This is a genomic window from Balneola sp., from assembly GCA_002694685.1.
Lineage (GTDB): Bacteria > Bacteroidota > Rhodothermia > Balneolales > Balneolaceae > Gracilimonas.
The window spans coordinates 641,676-661,407 of sequence record NZMW01000004.1; the positions used below are offsets into that span (position 1 = coordinate 641,676).

The 19,732-nt window shown below is 40.9% G+C and carries 20 protein-coding genes; 9 read left to right on the plus strand and 11 right to left on the minus strand.

Features of this window, described 5'->3' with window-relative positions:
- Positions 1-49 precede the first annotated feature (49 nt).
- From CL667_08240 to CL667_08255, 4 genes are all read right to left on the minus strand, one after another.
- Positions 50-490, minus strand: a complete 441-nt coding sequence (locus CL667_08240) for a cytochrome B (GenBank protein MAL17687.1) — start codon at positions 488-490, stop codon at positions 50-52.
- Between the two features lie 306 nt (positions 491-796).
- Complete coding sequence (locus tag CL667_08245; protein MAL17688.1) at positions 797-1,156, minus strand: hypothetical protein; 360 nt, start codon at positions 1,154-1,156, stop codon at positions 797-799.
- A 28-nt stretch (positions 1,157-1,184) separates the two neighbouring features.
- On the minus strand, positions 1,185-1,739 hold the full coding sequence (locus CL667_08250; GenBank protein MAL17689.1) for a TIGR00730 family Rossman fold protein: 555 nt from the start codon (positions 1,737-1,739) through the stop codon (positions 1,185-1,187).
- Entirely contained in the window at positions 1,739-2,899 is a 1,161-nt protein-coding gene (locus tag CL667_08255; protein ID MAL17690.1) for a cysteine desulfurase NifS, read from the minus strand. Before CL667_08255 ends, CL667_08250 begins: the two co-directional genes overlap by 1 nt.
- Positions 2,900-3,099: 200 nt before the next feature.
- Here CL667_08255 and CL667_08260 point away from each other — a divergent pair, with 200 nt between their 5' ends.
- The 4 genes from CL667_08260 to CL667_08275 all read left to right on the plus strand — a co-directional run bounded on the left by CL667_08260 (position 3,100) and on the right by CL667_08275 (position 8,105).
- The gene (locus CL667_08260) at positions 3,100-4,299 is read left to right on the plus strand and encodes a hypothetical protein (protein ID MAL17691.1); all 1,200 of its coding nucleotides are present in this window, start codon (positions 3,100-3,102) and stop codon (positions 4,297-4,299) included.
- 115 nt (positions 4,300-4,414) lie between these two features.
- Positions 4,415-5,608, plus strand: coding sequence for a phosphoglycerate kinase (gene pgk, locus CL667_08265; GenBank protein MAL17692.1), 1,194 nt, complete (start codon positions 4,415-4,417; stop codon positions 5,606-5,608).
- 102 nt (positions 5,609-5,710) lie between these two features.
- Positions 5,711-6,883, plus strand: coding sequence for a hypothetical protein (locus CL667_08270; protein MAL17693.1), 1,173 nt, complete (start codon positions 5,711-5,713; stop codon positions 6,881-6,883).
- Positions 6,884-7,013: 130 nt separating this feature from the next.
- A complete protein-coding gene (locus tag CL667_08275) occupies positions 7,014-8,105 on the plus strand; it encodes an AI-2E family transporter (protein ID MAL17694.1) in 1,092 nt (363 codons plus the stop codon).
- A gap of 36 nt (positions 8,106-8,141) precedes the next feature.
- Here the strand turns inward: CL667_08275 and CL667_08280 are convergent, their stop codons facing one another.
- From CL667_08280 to CL667_08295, 4 genes are all read right to left on the minus strand, one after another.
- Entirely contained in the window at positions 8,142-9,383 is a 1,242-nt protein-coding gene (locus CL667_08280) for an MFS transporter (protein ID MAL17695.1), read from the minus strand.
- A 64-nt stretch (positions 9,384-9,447) separates the two neighbouring features.
- On the minus strand, positions 9,448-10,158 hold the full coding sequence (locus CL667_08285; GenBank protein MAL17696.1) for a CPBP family intramembrane metalloprotease: 711 nt from the start codon (positions 10,156-10,158) through the stop codon (positions 9,448-9,450).
- Positions 10,159-10,200: 42 nt separating this feature from the next.
- The gene (locus CL667_08290) at positions 10,201-10,674 is read right to left on the minus strand and encodes a hypothetical protein (protein ID MAL17697.1); all 474 of its coding nucleotides are present in this window, start codon (positions 10,672-10,674) and stop codon (positions 10,201-10,203) included.
- An 84-nt stretch (positions 10,675-10,758) separates the two neighbouring features.
- Entirely contained in the window at positions 10,759-11,469 is a 711-nt protein-coding gene (locus CL667_08295) for a CPBP family intramembrane metalloprotease (GenBank protein MAL17698.1), read from the minus strand.
- A gap of 143 nt (positions 11,470-11,612) precedes the next feature.
- Between CL667_08295 and CL667_08300 the strand changes: the two genes are divergently transcribed.
- Positions 11,613-12,752, plus strand: a complete 1,140-nt coding sequence (locus tag CL667_08300; protein MAL17699.1) for a prephenate dehydratase — start codon at positions 11,613-11,615, stop codon at positions 12,750-12,752.
- A 15-nt stretch (positions 12,753-12,767) separates the two neighbouring features.
- On the opposite strand, the gene CL667_08305 is transcribed toward CL667_08300, so the two are convergent.
- The 3 genes from CL667_08305 to xseA form a co-directional block, all read right to left on the minus strand.
- Positions 12,768-13,835 carry a hypothetical protein gene (locus tag CL667_08305; GenBank protein ID MAL17700.1) on the minus strand — a complete coding sequence of 356 codons (1,068 nt, stop codon included), beginning with the start codon at positions 13,833-13,835 and terminating at the stop codon, positions 12,768-12,770.
- Between the two features lie 119 nt (positions 13,836-13,954).
- Positions 13,955-14,758, minus strand: a complete 804-nt coding sequence (locus tag CL667_08310) for a hypothetical protein (protein MAL17701.1) — start codon at positions 14,756-14,758, stop codon at positions 13,955-13,957.
- A 124-nt stretch (positions 14,759-14,882) separates the two neighbouring features.
- A complete protein-coding gene (gene xseA, locus CL667_08315) occupies positions 14,883-16,082 on the minus strand; it encodes an exodeoxyribonuclease VII large subunit (GenBank protein ID MAL17702.1) in 1,200 nt (399 codons plus the stop codon).
- A gap of 158 nt (positions 16,083-16,240) precedes the next feature.
- Here xseA and CL667_08320 point away from each other — a divergent pair, with 158 nt between their 5' ends.
- The 4 genes from CL667_08320 to CL667_08335 all read left to right on the plus strand — a co-directional run bounded on the left by CL667_08320 (position 16,241) and on the right by CL667_08335 (position 19,665).
- On the plus strand, positions 16,241-16,663 hold the full coding sequence (locus tag CL667_08320) for a transposase (GenBank protein ID MAL17703.1): 423 nt from the start codon (positions 16,241-16,243) through the stop codon (positions 16,661-16,663).
- A 97-nt stretch (positions 16,664-16,760) separates the two neighbouring features.
- On the plus strand, positions 16,761-18,041 hold the full coding sequence (locus CL667_08325; GenBank protein MAL17704.1) for a dihydroorotase: 1,281 nt from the start codon (positions 16,761-16,763) through the stop codon (positions 18,039-18,041).
- A 51-nt stretch (positions 18,042-18,092) separates the two neighbouring features.
- Complete coding sequence (gene tsaB, locus CL667_08330; protein MAL17705.1) at positions 18,093-18,752, plus strand: tRNA (adenosine(37)-N6)-threonylcarbamoyltransferase complex dimerization subunit type 1 TsaB; 660 nt, start codon at positions 18,093-18,095, stop codon at positions 18,750-18,752.
- A gap of 67 nt (positions 18,753-18,819) precedes the next feature.
- A complete protein-coding gene (locus CL667_08335) occupies positions 18,820-19,665 on the plus strand; it encodes an acetyl-CoA carboxylase carboxyl transferase subunit beta (protein ID MAL17706.1) in 846 nt (281 codons plus the stop codon).
- The last annotated feature ends 67 nt before the right edge of the window (positions 19,666-19,732 follow it).

The following is a 19,732-nucleotide window of genomic DNA, read 5'->3' on the forward strand; positions in this document are numbered from 1 at the left end:
TTATATGTAGGGACATTTCATAAAATGTCCCTACACATGGTAATTCAATCTAAAACCAGCCGGCACCTAATTCGCGGAATGGCCATGGGATGGAAGCAATAATAATGACTAGCCCAATGCCGTACATGATGGCAACTCGTTTATGCTTAGCGACTGCATCTTCAAGTCGTTTGGCTGTGCTAAAACCAATGGTGATAAGTATGATGGCTACTATCATCATCGACATATGTTCTACGGTATAAAAGCGTAAAAGAGCATTTTCCATGACTCCGGGCTCAAACGATACCTTTGGGCTGATGAAGTAAAGTCCCAATCCAATAAGCAGCTGGATGTGCGTAAAAATCAGAGCCAGTAAAGCTGAAAGGCGATCTGATTTTTGATATTCCTTTTTACCAACCCAGCCGGTGATGGACTTATAAAGAGCCCATACAATTAAAACTAAAACAACCCATCGGAGACCGGAGTGTGCGTGTAATAAACCTTGATACATAATCTAATAACTTAATTTCTTTGATTGATTTTGAATATACCGAACTAATTGTTCTTAATCTTAATAGGTGTTTGGTAATCTTTAACTGAATAATTAGTTGTCATTCCGGGGCGAATGTCCGGTATGTGGAACTACTTTAGGGTTATAACTTTCTCTCACATGTATGAAAAAGAACGGGAGTTAGAATATCTTGTGAAGATTCTTCGGGAGTACCCTCAGAATGACTAAAGGTCTGGCAAATAGAAAAAATAAAAGTCATCCAGATCCCTGCCTCCGCAGGAATAACTTTTTAACTGATAGATGGTCTTATTCTGAAATGGCCTCTGTAACCTTCTTCAAAATGCGATTTGCTCTGCGCTTATTCACACCTAAATCGTAAGCACCTTCGCGGCTTGCACTCCGGATGTACACCGTAGTACTTCCACCTGATTCTTCCATGATTACATCCACATCATCCTTCCAGCCAAATACAGGGATGCGATAAACCGCATGCAATTCAATCCGCTTAGGATCAATCACTTCCCACTCATGGGCTTCTTCGTCAAATACATGGGTAAAAGACTCATATACCTTTTCAAGGCCAGCTTCAAAGGTTTCTGAAGTACGGATACAGTTCGGAGTTTTTGGGCAGGGTGGAAGTGGGTGTTTCACTTTGCTTGAAGTCATAAATCAAATCTTGGTTACGGCAGAAGAATCAATCCTCAGCAAAAAAACGTTCCAAAGAATCAATACATGAGTCCAAATCCGAGCAGACGTTGAAGAGTTCAAGACTGCTTTTTTGGATGAAGTCGTGCTGAATGGCATTCTCTGTGAACTTAACAAGACCATCAAAATAGCCTTCACTGTTAAGGAGAAAGATGGGTTTGTTGTGAATGCCTAATTGTCGCCAGGTCAGGATTTCAAAAAACTCATCCAGGGTTCCAAATCCCCCTGGGAGAATTAGAAAAGCATCCGAAAGAGATTCCATTAGAGCTTTTCGGGTATGCATATCCTGTGTTTCGTGGAGATCCGTAAGCTGCATGTGGGCAACTTCTTCTTTCTTGAGCCGGGTTGGGATCACACCAAAAACTTCTCCTTCTTTATCAAGAGCGGCATCAGCTAATTTACCCATCATACCCACTTTACCGCCACCATAAACAATGCCCCAATTTCGGTGAGCAAATTCACGTCCGGCTTGTTGGGCTAATTCTGGAAAGCGAGGGTTATTACTTTTTCGGGAACCGCAATACACACATATATTTTTCTTCATCAAGCCAGGGAAAACATTCTTTTGAGTACAGTGTCTAATTTCTCTACAAAATAGTGGACGTCTTCTTCTGTATTCTGTTTACCAAAGCTAACGCGGATACTTGATTTCGCTAATCCTTCATCCATTCCAATTCCATTTAAAACATGTGATGGCTCAACAGCTCCGGAAGTGCAGGCAGAACCATTGGAAACACAAATCCCTTCAATATCTAAGTTGAGAAGTAACATTTCTCCATCAATATATTTTCCGTCGTTATCGCTGAAGGATAAGTTTAAGATATGAGGCACTCCGTTTCCTTTCGGTCCATTTACATTGTAGCTGAAATCGAGTTTTTCATCCATTTCATTAAGCAGGAGGGTGCGAAGATTTTCAAAGTGCTTTCTATGATCATCCATTTCATCCACAGCCAGTTCCAGCGCTTTAGCAAATCCTACAATTCCGGGGACATTCAAAGTCCCGCCACGGCGTCGGCGTTCTTGTGATCCGCCATTCATCCATGGAATCCAACGCGAGCCGTTTTTCACGTACATGATACCCGTTCCTTTCGGGCCGTATATTTTATGGGCACTTCCGCTAAGAAAGTTGATCCCAAGGTCTTTCACGTTCAATGGAATTTTACCCAAACTTTGAACGGTATCTGAATGAACCGGTACTCCGTGTTCTGCACAAACTTCAGCAATTTCTTTAAGCGGGTTGATGGTGCCAATTTCGTTGTTCACCTGCATTATGGTGACAAGCGCAGTGTTTTCGGTGATGACCTCTTTAACGGCATCAGCAGTAATGGTTCCGCAATCTTTAGACTTGGCGAAGACAGGTTTAACGCCCTGCATTTTTGCAAGCTCAACCGTGTGTAAAACTGCGTGATGCTCAAGCTCCGAAGTAATAACCTCTTTCTTATCACCCGATATGGCAAGCACACCTTTGATGACAGCATTATCACTTTCAGTACCGCCACTGGTAAAAATAATTTCTGAAGGATCAGCTCCAATTAAGGCAGCCACTTTTTCACGAGCGTCTTCAACAACTACTTTCGACTTTTGCCCTAAGTGGTGGGGAGAGTTGGCATTACCGTAATTGTTCTTAAGATATGGAAGCATGGCTTCCAGTACGCGATCATCCAGGGGAGTGGTTGCTGCGTGATCTAAGTAAACTGTTTTCATAGGTATTTTTTATTCGGAGTTGGCTCGCCAAAAATACTGAAATAGAGTGTGAAAGTCAGGGAAATGAGGTAGCTTTTAACACAATCTAAAACGGTACCTAAAAGATTGTTTACAAGTAGATCTACAATTAAGTTATTGTTTTGTTGTGAATTTTCGCGAATTTAATGGGCGAGAGAAAGAGTTAATTATATCAGCTGTTCATGAAATCTACTTTCAGAATTACTAGTCTATCACTTCTGCTATCTTTCTTGGTTTCTATTACCGCACTTTCACAAGTTGCCATTACGGCGGTTCCCTTCCTGCAAATAAACACGGATACAAGAAGCAGGGGCCTGGGTGAAGCGACTGTGGCCATGCTTAATAGTCCGGGAGGTATTCATGTAAATCCGGCTACGATTGGGAGAAAGAATACCATTGAGTTTTATAGCCCTGTTTCGTTCAACAATGGTAGAGAAATATTTCGAAAACCTTGGCTACCCGGTTTTGGAGCATCAGATTTATACTTACAGAATCCGGGGATTATATTCGGGTTTGATAAGTTTTCGCTGGGATATCAGTACACCTATCTTAATCTGGGAGAACAGTTTATCACTGGAGATAGCAGCCCCACCCCTAAAGATAGCTTTAATTCTTTTGAGGAGGTACATACCTTTTCAGCCTCTTACCAAATTACCAATGATCTATTTGTCGGAGCAGGTTTAAATTTTGGTAAGAGTAAATTATCGTCTGGCCAATCTATAAATGGACAGCAGATAAAATCACCCACCTTCACTACTGTGGATGTAGGAATTTATGCTGATCACACCTATGACTACAAAGAGATGTTGATTACTCCTTCGCTAGGTTGGTCACTGACCGATTTTGGGAAACCTATTGGTTATGTGAGGGAACAAGGAAAAAATCCTTTACCGATGATGATGCGGGGAGGGCTGGGATTGAAAATGGAGACGAAAGAGCGTATATGGGATCGAACAGCATTTAGTATTGGCGGCTATGCCTCACTCAGTAAAACAATGGCCCGGTACAAAACGGAAGTTGCAGCAGGTAATACCCAATTTGAACCAATGGGACCATGGGAAGTGCTATTCAAATCCTGGGGACCTTATCAAAGATTTAATGGTCAGGACTATGTAGAGCTAAGCTTACTAGATCAGCTTCAAACACAAACAGGACTCGAACTTATTTACTTAGAAACGTTGAGTTTGCGATTCGGTCATTACTATGAACATCCCGAAAATGGAGCTCGTTCTTACAGTACTTTTGGGATTGGGGTGCATTACAAATACTTCACACTGGATTATTGTGAAATAGATATCAACGATGCCGATCATCCGTTTTCGGGAACTTCGTCTATGCAATTCAAGGTAAATATTCCTTTTTCTTTGTTCGAAGACCTTTGATTCTGAGAAGCAGATATAAAAGTTAACAGTGTATTACTATTCATAAAAACTTCATTTCGTGTAGAGATCTTGGTACTTTACAGCGAAATATTTTAATCAATCATTTACTTAACTCATGGCTAAACTCACTCTCAACGATGTAGAAGTAAAAGGAAAAAAAGTACTGATGCGCGTGGACTTCAACGTGCCTATCGAAGACGGTACTATAACTGATGACAACCGAATTGTGCAGGCGTTGCCTTCCATCAAACATGTAGTGGAGTCGGGAGGGTTATTGATCCTAACTAGTCACCTTGGCCGCCCAGCCGGGGAGTATGACTCTGAATTTTCACTAAAACCAGCAGCCGAGCATTTAGCCACTTTGGTTGATGCGGAAGTTCATTTTGCTGATGACTGTATTGGCGAAAAAGCTGATTCTGCTATTGAAAAAGCTGAATTTGGTGATATTGTTGTTTTAGAAAACGTTCGTTTTCATGCCGAAGAAAAGAAAAACGACGAAGAGTTCAGTAAAAAACTGGCTGCTCATGGCGATCTGTTTGTGAACGATGCTTTTGGAAGTAGCCACCGGGCACACGCTTCTGTAGCAGGAGTTACGCGTTATCTTCAGCCTGCTGTTTCCGGATATCTGCTAGAAAAAGAAATTAAGTATTTGGAAGAAAGCATTAACGATCCGGATCGTCCTTTTGTAGCTATTTTAGGTGGAGCAAAAGTTTCCGACAAAATTGGTGTGATCGAAAATCTGCTTTCAAAAGTAGATACTATCATTATCGGTGGGGGAATGACCTACACTTTTTATAAAGCTAAAGGCTGGTCTATTGGAACTTCTTTAGTTGAGGAAGACAAAGTGGATTTGGCAAAAGAGCTGCTGGAGAAAGCAGAAGAAAAAGGAGTGAAATTCATGCTTCCGTTAGACTCCGTAGTAGCTAAAGAGTTTAGTAATGATGCCGAGCACAAAGTAGTGGATGAAGACGGTATCGAAGACGGCTGGATGGGACTCGATATTGGGCCACAGTCATCAATCTCTTTTGGAAATCAGATCAAGGCCGCTAAAACCGTTCTTTGGAATGGCCCAATGGGTGTTTTTGAAATGGAGAATTTTGCGGATGGCACGTTTTCAGTAGCAGAAGCTCTTGCCGAAGCTACTAAATTTGGCGCCACAACCATTATTGGTGGTGGAGATTCAGCAGCTGCCATTAAAAAAGCCGGACTGAGTGATGATGTATCTCACGTCTCTACCGGTGGAGGAGCAAGTCTGGAATATCTGGAAGGAAAAGAACTTCCCGGTGTTGCTTCACTGACAGATAAGTAGTTTATTACAGAGCAGATCGGGACAAGCCTGATCTGCTTTTAATCTCAATTCAATCCATTCTATAGATTTACCGTTACGATTACATTCAACTAATCCTTTCTCATGAAAGTAATCTTAATGGTGTTTTTGATGTTGAAAGGATCAACATCCGTATTTTCTCAGCAGGTGATAACAGGCTTTTCATTGTCTTCGCAAAACGTTGACACTAAAAGCCTCTCTTTAGGTTCAGCTACAGTTTCTTTAGAAGATGGATACGGCAGTATGTTTATAAATCCAGCAGGTATTGGTAAGGACGGTGTATTTCAGGTCTCACCCGATTTTAATTCTCTTCGACACCCTTATGCGATTGCCTACAATAACTATCAATTGGCAGGTACCTATGATTTAAACAAATCCAAGATTGGGATTTCAATACAAGGATTTAGGACAGGTGGTCAGTTAAAAACAATTTATTTTTCTGAAAGAATGAATTACAAATTTAGAAATACTGAATTGATTACTAAAGTCGCTTATTCCTACGAGTTAAATAGTAATTTAAAGATTGGAGCTTCAATAAATCATTTATTTAGTGGAGAGTCCGGGGGGACATTAATTTCAGCTCAAAATGTAGATCCTGTTCATTCATGGAGTTTTGATTTAGGATTGCAATATGAGTTTTCTCGAGAAGCTGAGGTTGGGATGTTGAAACCCAGTTTCGGATTAGCACTCACAAATTTTGGGAAAGGTGTCAATTATTATGGCGGTAGCTCAACTTCACCTTTACCCACCAGGTTACAAGCTGGTGCCGGGCTCACCTTCATTTCTTCTCAGAAAAGAAATGATCGAAATATTTTTGAAATAAGAGTCCTACAAAATGTCTCAAACACTTTGGCTCAAATGGAGAGAAGGGAAACTAATTCTGGCTTTTATTTAGAAGCTATGAATCCCTTGAAGGCCTTAGTTAAATCTTGGGGGAACCATGATTATTTTGATGGACAAAATAGAATTAAAAGTTCGTTGAGAGAACAGATCTCCTGGCTTTCAGGTGCTGAAGTAAAGTTTGTAGAAACTTTTGCAATAAGGTGGGGACTAAGAAAGGCAGGTAAGTATGAGGAGGATATGTCGTATCAATCTCTTGGTTTAGGTATAGATCTGTTTTACGTGGTATTAGATTATGCCTTTGTATTTGATAATCCTGAATACGGTGACTTTTTGGAAGGCAATCACTGGCAGCTTACCGGCCGCATTCCTTTAGATGGATCACGACCGGATAGTATCTTAAAAAAGATTCTTTAATTAAAAAGTAATTTGAAAGAGAACGGGAACAAAATCGTATCCTCATAGAAGAAATAATATAGACTTAAGTTTATATTCTATGTTATAATTCAGCTATGTTAACTTACTGATTGATATCAAATGACATTCTATGAGTGAATACCCTCTTTTACTTCGCAATACCATCCGGCTGGCTTTTGTTTTTCTTGTTGTTGCAGCCTTGATTATAGCTCGGCCTCTGCTGGTTCCATTCTTTTTAAGTGTTATGCTTGCTTATTTGCTGTACCCCTATGCAAGCTGGCTGGAGGAACGAAAAATCCCCCGTCTACTCACAAATTTTATGGTGATTCTTAGCTTTATGGTTTTTGTGGGGGGCTTCGTTTATGCACTAATAGCGCTTTCGGCAAGCTTCACAGATAATCTTTCTGAGATCAAAGAAAATGTAGAAGCCAATATGGATGCCATAAAGTATTCATTGGCTGTATTTACCGGCTTTTCTGAAGCCTCCATTAATTCCTGGCTTGAAAGTGCAAGCAAAACAGGAGAATATGTCACTCAGGCATTCACAGCAACAACGAACACTATTCTGGGAGTTGGATTATTACCGGTCTATACTTTCCTGCTGCTTTTATATAGGGATAAATTTCGCGATTTCATTTCTATGTTGATTCCTGAGGAAAGAGAAGCAGTGACTCAAAATATTATCAATCAGGCTGCTTTAGTTGTACCTAAATATCTTAAAGGGTTGGTAATTGTTTGTCTGATTTTAGTAGTACTTAATACCCTCGGGTTTATGCTGATTGGCGTTGAATACGCACTGCTCTTTGGTTTGATAGCTGCACTGTTCAACCTGATTCCATATCTGGGAACGGTGTTGGGCTACGGAGTTGTCGCGATTATTGTGCTGGGGACACAGAGTCCTTCTCTCGCTGCAGCCGTTTTAGTTCAGTTTTTTATAGTTCAGTTTATCGAGAATAACATCCTCACTCCGAACATCACGGGGTCATATGTACAGATTAATCCGCTGGTCATCATATTTTCATTGATTGCAGCTAGTATGATTTGGGGAATACCGGGCATGCTGATTATAATTCCTTACCTCGGGTTATTCAAAATTGTCTGTGAAAATGTAGAAGATCTTAAACCACTTGGTTTTTTATTGGGAACCCGTGGAACTGAATCCCATTCCTTCACTATTAAGTCGCTTCAGCGGAGGTTTGGGTGGTTAGAAGATGAAGGCTGATTATTCAATAAGTTAACTTATTAATGAGGCCAAAATTTAGTCTTCAGGAACCTGAGTTTTAACAAGAATAGCACCAAACGCCGCAAGGATAGCGCCAATAGCAAAAGGGGCAATAAAGCCAAATCGAATAGCATATCCGGATAGGACTGCCCCGGCAGAAATTCCTATTCCAAAAGCAACGGTTAGCACTGAAAGCTGAGCTCCTTCCTGACCTTTTTTGGTAAGATCGCCGGCTAGTGCCAGTGCAGGCGCAAAAACCATAGCCGCGCTGATTCCCTGAAGTGCCCGGGCTACAATCAAATGCCATGATTCTGTTGATAATCCCTGTGCAAGCGTGATGGGTACCAATCCAACCAAACCAATTACGATAAACACTTTCCGCCCATACTGATCACTCAATTTCCCAACAAAAGGTTGAACGAGTGCAAGCATTCCCACTAAAGCACTAAACTGAATGGAAAAGACAAATGCCCCTTGAGAAAGCCGTTCATTAACCTGTGGCTCAATAGAGGCCAATAAGGCAAAACCGGTGCTCATGATGAAAGTGGAGATCCCAAGTGCAAATATAGGGTCAAGGATGTAGTTAGGGTCATCAGAAGTAACCCGGAAAATCATTTTTTCTGTGCTGGGTTTGGTTTCTACAGGATCCTGAACCATAATTGAAACCAATATTCCACTTACCATAGCCATAATCCCGGCAATACCAAAAGAAGCTATAAATCCATTTATTTCACCAACAATAGGGAGTGTGTAGGGTCCTGCTTCAACAAGAATTCCACTTACCAAAGGTCCGGCCCCAAAACCAATCAGCCGGAATGAATTATAGATGCCCATATTTTCTCCCCGACTGCCGGTATCACTTACTTCACTTACCAAGGCAATGCTGGCTGTAATAGTAAGAGCTGCTGCAATACCCTGTATTGCTCTTATCACAAAAATGATTTCGTAGGTATCGGCAATTACATAGGCAAAGTTGGCAAACATGAATAGAATCAAGCCAAGTATCACAAATAGTCGGCGCTTGCCGGCCCGGTCAGACACTCGTCCGGCAAAGGGTTGAAATGCACTGCTGACTAATCCGTACAGGCCAAGTACAATTCCGGTAATAAGAGATTCTGAGAAACCAAAAACCTCACCAGAGACACTGCCGCTTGCTATGTAAAGGGGTAGGACAACAATAAGAAAAGAATTACCCATGGCATCAGCCATGCGTGCAACACCGAGAGCAATAACTCTTCGATCAGTTCCGAAAAGTGTTTTTTGGTTGATGGAGCCCATAAAGAATTTGGAGTGAATGTTCTCTTGGGCGCAACGAGTGAGGAATGTGATGCGTTCCTATTCCTTACATCAGTTTGAAGTCTTTGGTCTGTCTGGTGAAGAACCGATTTAGCATCAGGATTACAAGGGAGGGAATAAAAATGTACCAAGCGAGGGAGATAAGATCATAGTATCCTCCTAAATCTATGGGGTTGCCGCTTAGATTTGCCTGAAGCAACTGAATGCCTAAAGGTCCATTAGAGAATACGGTATTGTTAATGAGATTCCACCCCAGATGAAGAGCGATAGGTAATACTATAGAATTTGTTTTTTCTAAAGCTAGAGCAAATGCGTAGCCCATGAGACCCGTAGTAATAAACACCGCTATCATAGGAATTGGGTTTCCTAAAACGCCAAAGGTGAACCAATGATAAATTCCGAAGCCTGCGGCTGAAATCAGAAGGGAAAGTTGTCGCTTTTTAGTGAATCGAAACAGAAAGTATAATGCAATGCCACGAAAGGTAAGTTCTTCAAAAAGTACCGATCTTAAATCATATAAAGCGGATGCATAGATGGATTTGAGACTAATTTCAGGAGCGATAAACCACGTAGCGCCACTTAAATAACCAAAAAATAATTGAGATATAGTGCTTAAGAGGGCTAGAGTTAAAAACCCGATCAAGAAGTGTTTTAGCTTTGTGCTGACAGGAGTAAACCAAACCTTCAAGAGGTTTTCCTTTTCAACCAAATAATATAAAATACATGAAAGTAGTAGGACGCTAGCAGCAAAAATCATAGATAGAAACTACGGCAACTAATGATTAAATCTAAGTTGGAATTATTTTAGTTCTTCCCATTCTTCAATGGTGGCGACTGATTCCTGATACTCCATAACTAGTTTCCATTCTCCTTCTTTTTTCACAAGCAAACCCTGAAAATGAACATAGATGGGCTGCGGTTTCTGTCCTTCTGCCTTAGAGGTATAGTGGAAGATTCCGGTGTCATGGGCTGTGCTTTCGCTGTGTAATCGCTTACTGAATCTAAACTCTACGCTGGCAGACATGGATCCTTCCTTGGTGTCTATAAAGCCTTGCTTCCATCCGGACAAGGCATCAGAAATAGGGTAACTTTCGTCAGAAATGCCATTCACCAAAACCGCATCTTCATGATAAAGTGAAGCATATCCTTCAAAGTCTCCGGAGGCAACGGTTGAACTCATTTCACCCCAAAAAGCATCTATTTCAGGAGTAGGGTCAACGGTTTGAATGGTGAAGGTGGAAATCAATAGTGGGAGTAAAACTAGTTTCAACATAAATCGGGTATTTTTGTCGGTTGGAATTACAATAGGAAATTTAGGATTCTATGCCAAGTCTTTAGAAAAGAGTTAAGGGTCATTTCAGCCAAAATATAAATAGTAGACTATCAGAATAGCTGTGCTGTTATATATTGCGTGGGCAAAAATTGAGGCGGTCAACCGTTCTGTATAAATGAATAATAGTGTGTAAAGTACAGTCGGTACTAGAATGTCTATCCATTCAATTGCATTGGAGGGCATGTGCCCTAAAGCAAAGAACAGGACAGAAAGTAGCGCAGATAGCCAGAGTCCTGCTTTTTGGTTCTTAAAGGTTGACTTAAGCACATTAATGAAGTAGCCGCGGTTGTAAATTTCTTCAGTAATTCCTCCACCAATCACACCAAGAGCGATGTAAGAAACAGTACTCAACAAAGTACCATCCATCATATCGAGCATTTGTTTGATGTCAGCTCGTTCTGCACCACTGGTATTTGGGATGATGAATAAAACCTGTATCGCTGTCCAACTGAGCCCGATAATGATACCAAGCATCCCGTCATTTCTCCATTGCTTCCAATTCCATCCGATAAACTTGAAATCTTTCCCCAGCCACTTCAGAGACAAATAGAGTAAAGACGTGACGGTTGTAAATTGAAACAGAGCGATGAACAAAAGGTTAATTCCGGAGAGCCCGCCATTTATTTTAAAGATCCCAAAGAAAAGATTGGGCAAAATGAAGAGGATAAAACCAATTAATACAGTAAAGATAAAGATGAACAGAGTTTTGGCAGTGCCGATATGTTGTTTGCTCATAAAACTTTTAGATAAATTTTAGGCGTGCTACGGACAGCAATCAGATTAGTTATCGGTTGATTTGTAAGATCAAAATTCATCCTTTTAATCCCCATCAGTTTTACTACTTTCCATTACTCACTCACAGTTAAGTAATTTATTATATGTCAGACAACCTAGATTCCATTCGAAAACGGCTGGATGAAATAGATCGTACCATCTTAAAAGCTTTAGCCCAACGGCAGGGGTTGGTCAAGGAAGTTTCAGATCTGAAACTCAAGAACGAACAGGGAATTCGGGACCTTGAACGGGAAGAGCAGCTCTTAAATCGTATTCGTGATTTAGCCAGTGAAGTAGGTCTTGATCGGTATTATGCCGAGCATCTTTTTCGGGAGATAATTACAAACTCTGTACGTTTCCAAACACAGTCGCTGGTTGATCATCAGAATGAAAAATCGAATGGCGATACGGTACGGGTTTCTTATCAGGGGACAGATGGAGCTTATAGCCACCAGGCGGCAACACGCCATTTCAGTGAGCGATATGCAAGAGTTGATGCAATTGGCTACGATACCTTCCAGCAGGCAGCACAAGCTGTATTAGATGAGAAAGTAGATTTTGCTCTCCTTCCAATTGAAAATACAACGGCAGGTTCTATCAACGATACCTATGATATTCTAGGGAATGAGAAATTACACATCGTAGGGGAAGAAATTCTGAAAGTAGTTCATTGCCTGATGGCTGTTGAGCCTGTTGAGTTGTCTAAAATTCGTCGGATTATGTCGCATCCGCAAGCTATTGCACAGTGTTCTCAGTTTTTGTCAAAGCTGCCAAGATGCAAAGTGGAATCATATTTAGACACGGCTATGTCGGCTAAGAAAGTGTTGGAGGATGGTGATTTGTCTCAGGGAGCTATCGCCGGAGCACATGCGGCAGATTTGTATGGACTTCATGTTATTGAACATGATATTGCCAATCAGCGGGAAAATTTCACGCGGTTTGTGATTGCCACCAAAGAACCTGTGCAAGTCGATTTACAAATACCGGCCAAAACATCATTGATGATGGTTACTTCCAATGATGAAGGCTCGCTGATTGAGTGCCTGAATATTCTTCATCGCCACAAAATAAATATGGCCAAATTGGAATCACGGCCTCGGATGAATGAACCCTGGAAATATTCATTCTATCTGGATATCCACGGAAACATTGAGAATCCCGAAGTTAAGGAGGGTTTAGATGAACTCAATAAAAAAGCCGAAGAGCTTAAAATCCTCGGCTGTTACCCTAAACAAGATGCGTAACTAAACTAAGAGCGGTTAAAATGAGTATGTTGCACGGGCAAAGAAGTTGTAGTTGGTGGGCACTAAATCATTTCGGGAATCTCTAATTCGATATCTGAAATCAATATTTAAATCGCTGGTTATAAAGTACCGGTAGCGGAGTTCGAGTTCATCCGCATTTGGCGCGTATACATTTGCCGTTAGCCATTGAGTATCCGTTTTGGCGAATTCAATCATAAATTGATGCTTATCCGCAAAATTGTTCACACCAAAGGAAATCACCGCACTGGTTCCATTCTCAAAAGAAGTGTTGAGGTTTTGACCAAGCTCACCTGCTATACGAAAACTACCGCCATTCAATAATTCAGGTTTTGGCAGATCGTAAACTAAACGGCTCATTAAAGCTAAGTAAGTGCTGTATCCATTTGGCTTTAAGTAGGCGTCAGGAGCTACGAACAAGGCAAATGCTTTTTGAATGATGTTGTTGTCATCCCGGGATTTATTTTCTACTCCAAAGTAGCTGGCAACATTATGCTTGTTGTTTGCGAAATTGAGTCCGCCTCGGTAGGAATAACTAACATGATTTCGATGCTGATACTCTCCAACTGCCTCAGCTACCCATGAATTTCCTAAATCGTGCTCTAAGTGAATACCGTCCACCCAGTGGTTATTGATGTTATTACTCTGGAAACGAAAGTGACTTCGTCCTGCATTAGAAAGTACTTTTGGAGTATGTTGAAAACGTCCGGCTTTTAAACTGATATTCTCTCCCTGATACTGGTAATAAAACTGATCAAAAGAGATGTGACCTACATCTAATCCACCGGGGTCAGAAGCCAGTGTTAATGATACGGGCTCAAATTCGGAAGATTGAGTAGTAGCTATACGTGCCCTAAAACTATGATTCTCGTTGAAGTCATAAGCACCACCAACACGAACCCTTAAAAAAGAAGTGCCATCAAAATGTTCTAAAGCATCACTGGCAGAGCTTCCGTAAGAAAAGCGAGCGTTTCCAAAAAAGTTGAAATTACTATTATCCTGAGCTTGTCCGGTGACAAAAAGAAGTAGTGCTGTTAGTAGCGTGAAACCTATTCGTGAAAGCATTATTTAATTTAGCTTGAATTTATATTAACAACTAGGGCTTTGAATTTGTCCTTATCGACAGCATTTATGAGTTACTTAAACGGGTACATTTGTTGAAAACATAAATATCTGTAAATGGATTATTCTGAGTGTGGATGGTTAAAGGACTTCTTGATTTCTGGAAAAACAATATTCAGATCTTGCTTACCAATGAGTTCTTGAATCCCTTTTTGATTTAAGAGACGGTGAGTAAGAAAGTTTCCATCTAAAAATACACCAAAAGTGCCATATGGAGTTCCTGAATCCCTTGCATCTTTAGCAGTCTCTAATTTCTTGAGTATTACTTCAAATCCCAAATCCTCAAATTCACGTCCCATTTGGAAGATATAAAAATTGATGAAGGTGCTTTGGTCAGCATATTTTAGAGTGATTGTATGTGACTGGCCATGGGAAGTCTCAGTCTCAAAATTCATAGAAAAGTATGGAGAAGGCGACTCGGGGTTAAAGCGTTTTACGAGAAGAGTAAAATTTGGCAGGTGAGCATATTCGAGATATCCACGCTGTAGAAAGAAAGTTCGGTTCTGTTTGAAATCATCATTTCCAAGCATGATGACGACACCATTCTTGTCTTTATTTTCAATTTCACAATGATGAAGAAGTATAGATTTTAGCCACTCACTGGCATAGATTTCAGGCACAAAAAGTTGATTGACGAAGATGTATCCCGGAGCCGAAATTGGTTTCCAGGCTTTTTCTGCCGGTATATATTCTATGAAGGCTGGTTCAGGGGTGTCCAGTTTTATGATTTTCAATCCTTCATCAAAACGGTCGAGTAGCCACTTCCGATCATAATTAAATAATCGAACGCTATTCGGGTTTTTTTGATCTAAACATGGAATGTCGTCTAATTCAGAGTTATCCGCAGTTACATTAATGAGATACATAGCAAGCTCCTCTTAGTTTTCAAGAGGGTAACCATCGGAAATAAAGACTTTATGAAGAAAGGAATGTCAATTTCTCTGAAAGGGTATAGGATATTCCGAATAGATCCCAAGCCAAAGGATGGACTTACTTTTTCAGGGTAACTCTTTTATCCTTCCATTCTAAATCAAAAGTCGATTCCTGCTCAAAGACGTTTGCTTCCCGAATCCATTTTCCATCCTGCCAAACACGGGCAAACCCTTTTTCGAGTGGTTCGTTTGGATTCTGTTTATCAAGAGAGTGGAAGAGTTCTGTCAGGTGCTCTTTTCGATTTCGAATAAGAGAGTCTGTTCGGTATTTCAACTTTTCATCAAGGGTTGAAATGCGAGACCGAGCTGCTTCCATTTTCTGCTTCACAGCCAACAAAGCATGGGATTTTGCCATGTTTGCTACTTTATCCTTATACAGTTCTATGGCTCCGGTGGTATTCATTTCTAATTTCTTGGTGTAGTCTTCCACCATATATCGAATTTCATTAATATCCGGAGCGGCTACAATGGCGGCTTGAGTTGGGGTTGCTGCCCGTGCATCTGCTACAAAATCAGAAATAGAAAAATCCACTTCATGCCCAACCGCACTTATAAGCGGGACCTCACAATGGAAAACAGCACGCGCCACCGATTCTTCGTTAAAAGGCCAAAGATCTTCCAATGAACCTCCGCCACGCCCAATAATGATGACGTCCACGTTTTTGTGATTGGAGAAATAATTGATGCCTTCTACAATTTCCGGCGCGGCATTTACGCCCTGCACGCTAGCGTGATAGAGTTTGATTTCAGCCAGTGGCCACCTTTTCTCCAGTGTAGACCTAATATCCTGAAAGGCCGCACCGGTTGAGGAAGTTACTACACCAATACTTTCCGGAAATTTTGGGAGTGCTTGTTTATGATCATCTTCAAAAAGCCCCTCCTCTTTTAGCTTAGCTTTTAGCTTTTCAAAAGCCTGCTGCAGTTTCCCAATTCCGGCCTGTTGCACCAAATTCACAATCATCTGGTAGCGACCGTGAGGTGCGTAAACCTGAATATCTCCACCTACCACAATTTGCTGTCCATCGGTGAGGTTAATCCCCAACCGCTGGGCCGTGCTTCTCCAAATTACACAGGGGAGGGATGCGTTGGAGTCTTTAAGGGTAAAATAATAATGTCCGTTTCGGCTTTGGTTTACATTGCTGGTTTCACCTTCAACCAGAATATCCGTGAAATTTTGTTCCAGCAGGTTTTTGATTTTCTCGGTAAGCTCTTCAACAGAAGGAATATCAAAAAGAAATGGGATTTGCTTGTCGGGCATTGGGAGAATTTGGGATTTTTAAATCGGTGTTAAAGGTACAAAGGATTGAAATCCTTTTCTGTAATAAAGGAAGACAATTGAGCTGGTTTAAAAAAATATTGTAAGGAATAGAGACTTAGAGGCTCTTACTTATTGATCAAAAACAAAAAAATGCACCGATGCCAAGAACATTAAATCAGGTTTGGGTACATGGGGTTTGGAGTACAAAAAATCGAGAACCATTATTGAAGCGTTATTTTCGGGGTGAATTGAATACCTATATCAAGGCGCACGGGATAAGAAAAGGGATACAAATTGATGTGGTGAACGGTATGCAAGATCATATCCATGTTCTTTTTAAAATGCCCATTCTGCAAAATACGTCTGAGGTTATAAAGCTCATTAAAGGCTCATCCTCAAAATGGATAAACGATCAATATTTCCCGAGCGGAAAATTTCGATGGCAACAAGGATATGGAGTATTCTCAGTCGGAAAAAATGAAATACAACGGGTTAGAAATTATATCTACAACCAAGAAGAGCATCACAAATATAGATCTTATCAAGAAGAGGTAAAGCTTTTTGAAAAGGAAGAAATCTAATCCTTTACTACAGAAAAGGATTTCAATCCTTGACTTAACTTTAGTGCCGAATCACGGTATATTTGCAGGCGAACGTAAATCGTACAAATCCACATTCATGCTCCTCAAAAACCTGAAGCCCGTTAGCAATTCTCATAAAGGTAAAGACACCATTGATATCCGCATTGAGGAGGGTCTCATTAAAGAAATTGGTTCCGGATTAAAGGCCGGTAAAGGAGAAGAAACTCATGATTTTGGCGGAGCATACGTCTCTCCGGGCTGGATGGATATGCACATTCACTTGCGTGAACCCGGTTTTGAGCATAAAGAGACAATTAAAACGGGTTGCGATGCTGCAGCTTTTGGAGGCTTTACAGCTGTAGCCTGTATGCCGAATACCAAGCCTGCAACACATACTCGCGATGTGGTAGAGTTTATCATCAAAAAAGCAGAGAAATTACCGGTTGATGTACACCCGATTGCTTGTGTGACCAAAGAGCGTAAAGGGAAGTCTATTGCCGAAATGGCCGATATGAAAGAAGGTGGGGCTGTTGCTTTTAGTGATGATGGAGATCCGGTTTTTGACTCTCAGGTAATGCGAGTTGCCCTCGAGTATTCTTCTATGCTTGGAATGCCGATTATTAATCATGAAGAAGACCTGGCTCTTTCAAGGCCGGGACATATGAACGAGGGGAAAGTATCTACCCGCCTGGGACTGGACGGAACTCCTGGAATAGCCGAAGAGGTGATGATAGCCCGTGATATCTTGTTAGCGGAATATACAGGCGGACATATTCATGTGGCTCACATCAGTACTAAGAATGCGGTTGATTTAGTCCGACAGGCCAAGAAAAAAGGAATTAATGTTACTACCGAAGTTTGTGCCCATCACTTTGATCTGACGGATGAAGAAATTGATAAACAACACTTTGATACAAATTTTAAAATGCACCCGCCACTTCGAACTCAGGAAGATGTAGATGCAATGGTTGAAGGGTTGGTTGATGGAACTATTGATGTTATTTGTACTGACCACGCGCCTCATGCCATAGAAGAGAAGGAGGTGGAATTCATTTATGCTCCCAACGGAATTATAGGATTGGAGACGGCTTGGTCAATAACTAATCAGAGACTGCTTCAAACCAAGAAGTTAGACCTTCAGCAGTTGATGGATAAACTGGTATATAATCCACGCAAAATTTTAAACCTGGATCAGCCGGAAATAAAAGAAGGTGCGAAAGCTAACCTGACCTTCTTTAACACAGACGAAGAATGGACTTTTGATAAGAAAAACGTGCGCTCAAAATCTAAAAACTCTCCATATCTGGATAAAACATTGAAGGGTAGAGCGGTGGGTATTTTCAATAAAGGTCAGTTGGTACTAAACGAAATTAGATGATTTTTAAAGTCCTGTATCAAGTTCAGGATGACAATCAGATTTAGTAAAACTATGATTCTTGCTTTCGAGACCGCAACCAATATTTGTTCCGTTTCTTTTCAAAATAATGCGGGTGAGGTATTTGAGAAACGTACTGAGCGGAAGGGTTCTCATTCCGAACTACTGTTTTTATACGTACGCGAACTCATGCAAGAGCATCAATTTAAAATGGCTGATCTTGATACCGTTTTGGTAAGCACCGGGCCGGGTTCATATACCGGACTTCGAATTGCTGCTAGCGCTATAAAGGGAATGTTTTTCGGATTAGACGTCGATATTTATTCAGGAAATACACTGGCCGGTTTTGCTCAGGCCGTAGGTGAAGGTAAAATCCATGCCGTAATTAACGCGAGAAGAAAGCATCTCTACCACCAATTATTTTCATTTAACAATGAGGGGTTAAAAGCTGTTTCAGATTCAAGAATCCTCGAACTGGTTGAAATCGAAGAGTTGTTGAAGCCGGGTGAAAAGATAATTGGAACAGGAATTGATCGATTAGATAAGAAAAGGTTGGAAGAGTTGACGATCATAGATTCAGGTCAGATTACTTCAAAATCATTGGTCACTCTTTTTGAGTCAACTACAAAGGATGATTTTTTTGAAAAGACCACCGCTGAGGAGCTTGAATCAAATTATTTGACCAGCAGTCAGGTTAATAACACTTCCGTATAAAGAGATTCAGAATTAACCTTCAGAATCTTTATTTTAAACATCTGAAAAAATTCACAAAACGCAGTATATGTCCTGGTTTAAAAGAAAAGACGAAAACATCCAAACGGATACCAAGAAAGAAATGCCGGAAGGCGTTTGGATTAAAGTTCCTACTACCGGCGAAACCATCCACAAGCGTGAGCTGGAAGACAACCTTTGGGTTGATCCACTAAGCGGATATCACTTCAGAATTGGGAGTGAAGAATATTTCGAAATTATTTTTGATGGTGGAAAATTCAAAGAATTAGGTCAGGAAATCCAACCTACTGATCCACTGGAGTTTGAAGATCGTAAGAAGTACAAAGATCGACTAGACCAATATCAGGAAAAAACGGGTTTAAGTGATGCTGCACGAGTAGGTGTGGGCAAAATGAATAAGCTGGACTTGGTTGTAGCCTGTATGGACTTCTCCTTTATTGGAGGAAGTATGGGCTCGGTTGTGGGTGAACGCTTAGGAATTGCAATTGACCACGCCCGGGAGAAGAAAATTCCACTGATGATTATTTCTCAAACCGGTGGCGCCCGAATGATGGAAAGTGTGCTCAGCCTGATGCAAATGGCAAAAACCTCAGCAAAACTCGCTCAGCTTGAAGAAGCAAAGGTGCCTTACATTTCTTACATGACGGACCCAACCACAGGTGGAGTTACTGCCAGCTATGCAATGTTGGGAGACTTCAACATAGCCGAACCCGGCGCTTTAATCGGTTTTGCAGGACCCCGGGTTATTCGCCAAACGATAGGTCGTGACTTACCGGAAGGTTTTCAGACAGCTGAATATTTAAAGGAACACGGGTTTCTGGATTTTATCGTTTCCCGAAATGAGATGAAGGAAAAGCTTACTAAGCTGCTCAAACTTATACTTCATAAGAAATAAGAACTTCTATAATCACTTTTGAAAAGAATGCCCGACCGGCGTTCTTTTCTTTTTTAATCCAATTATT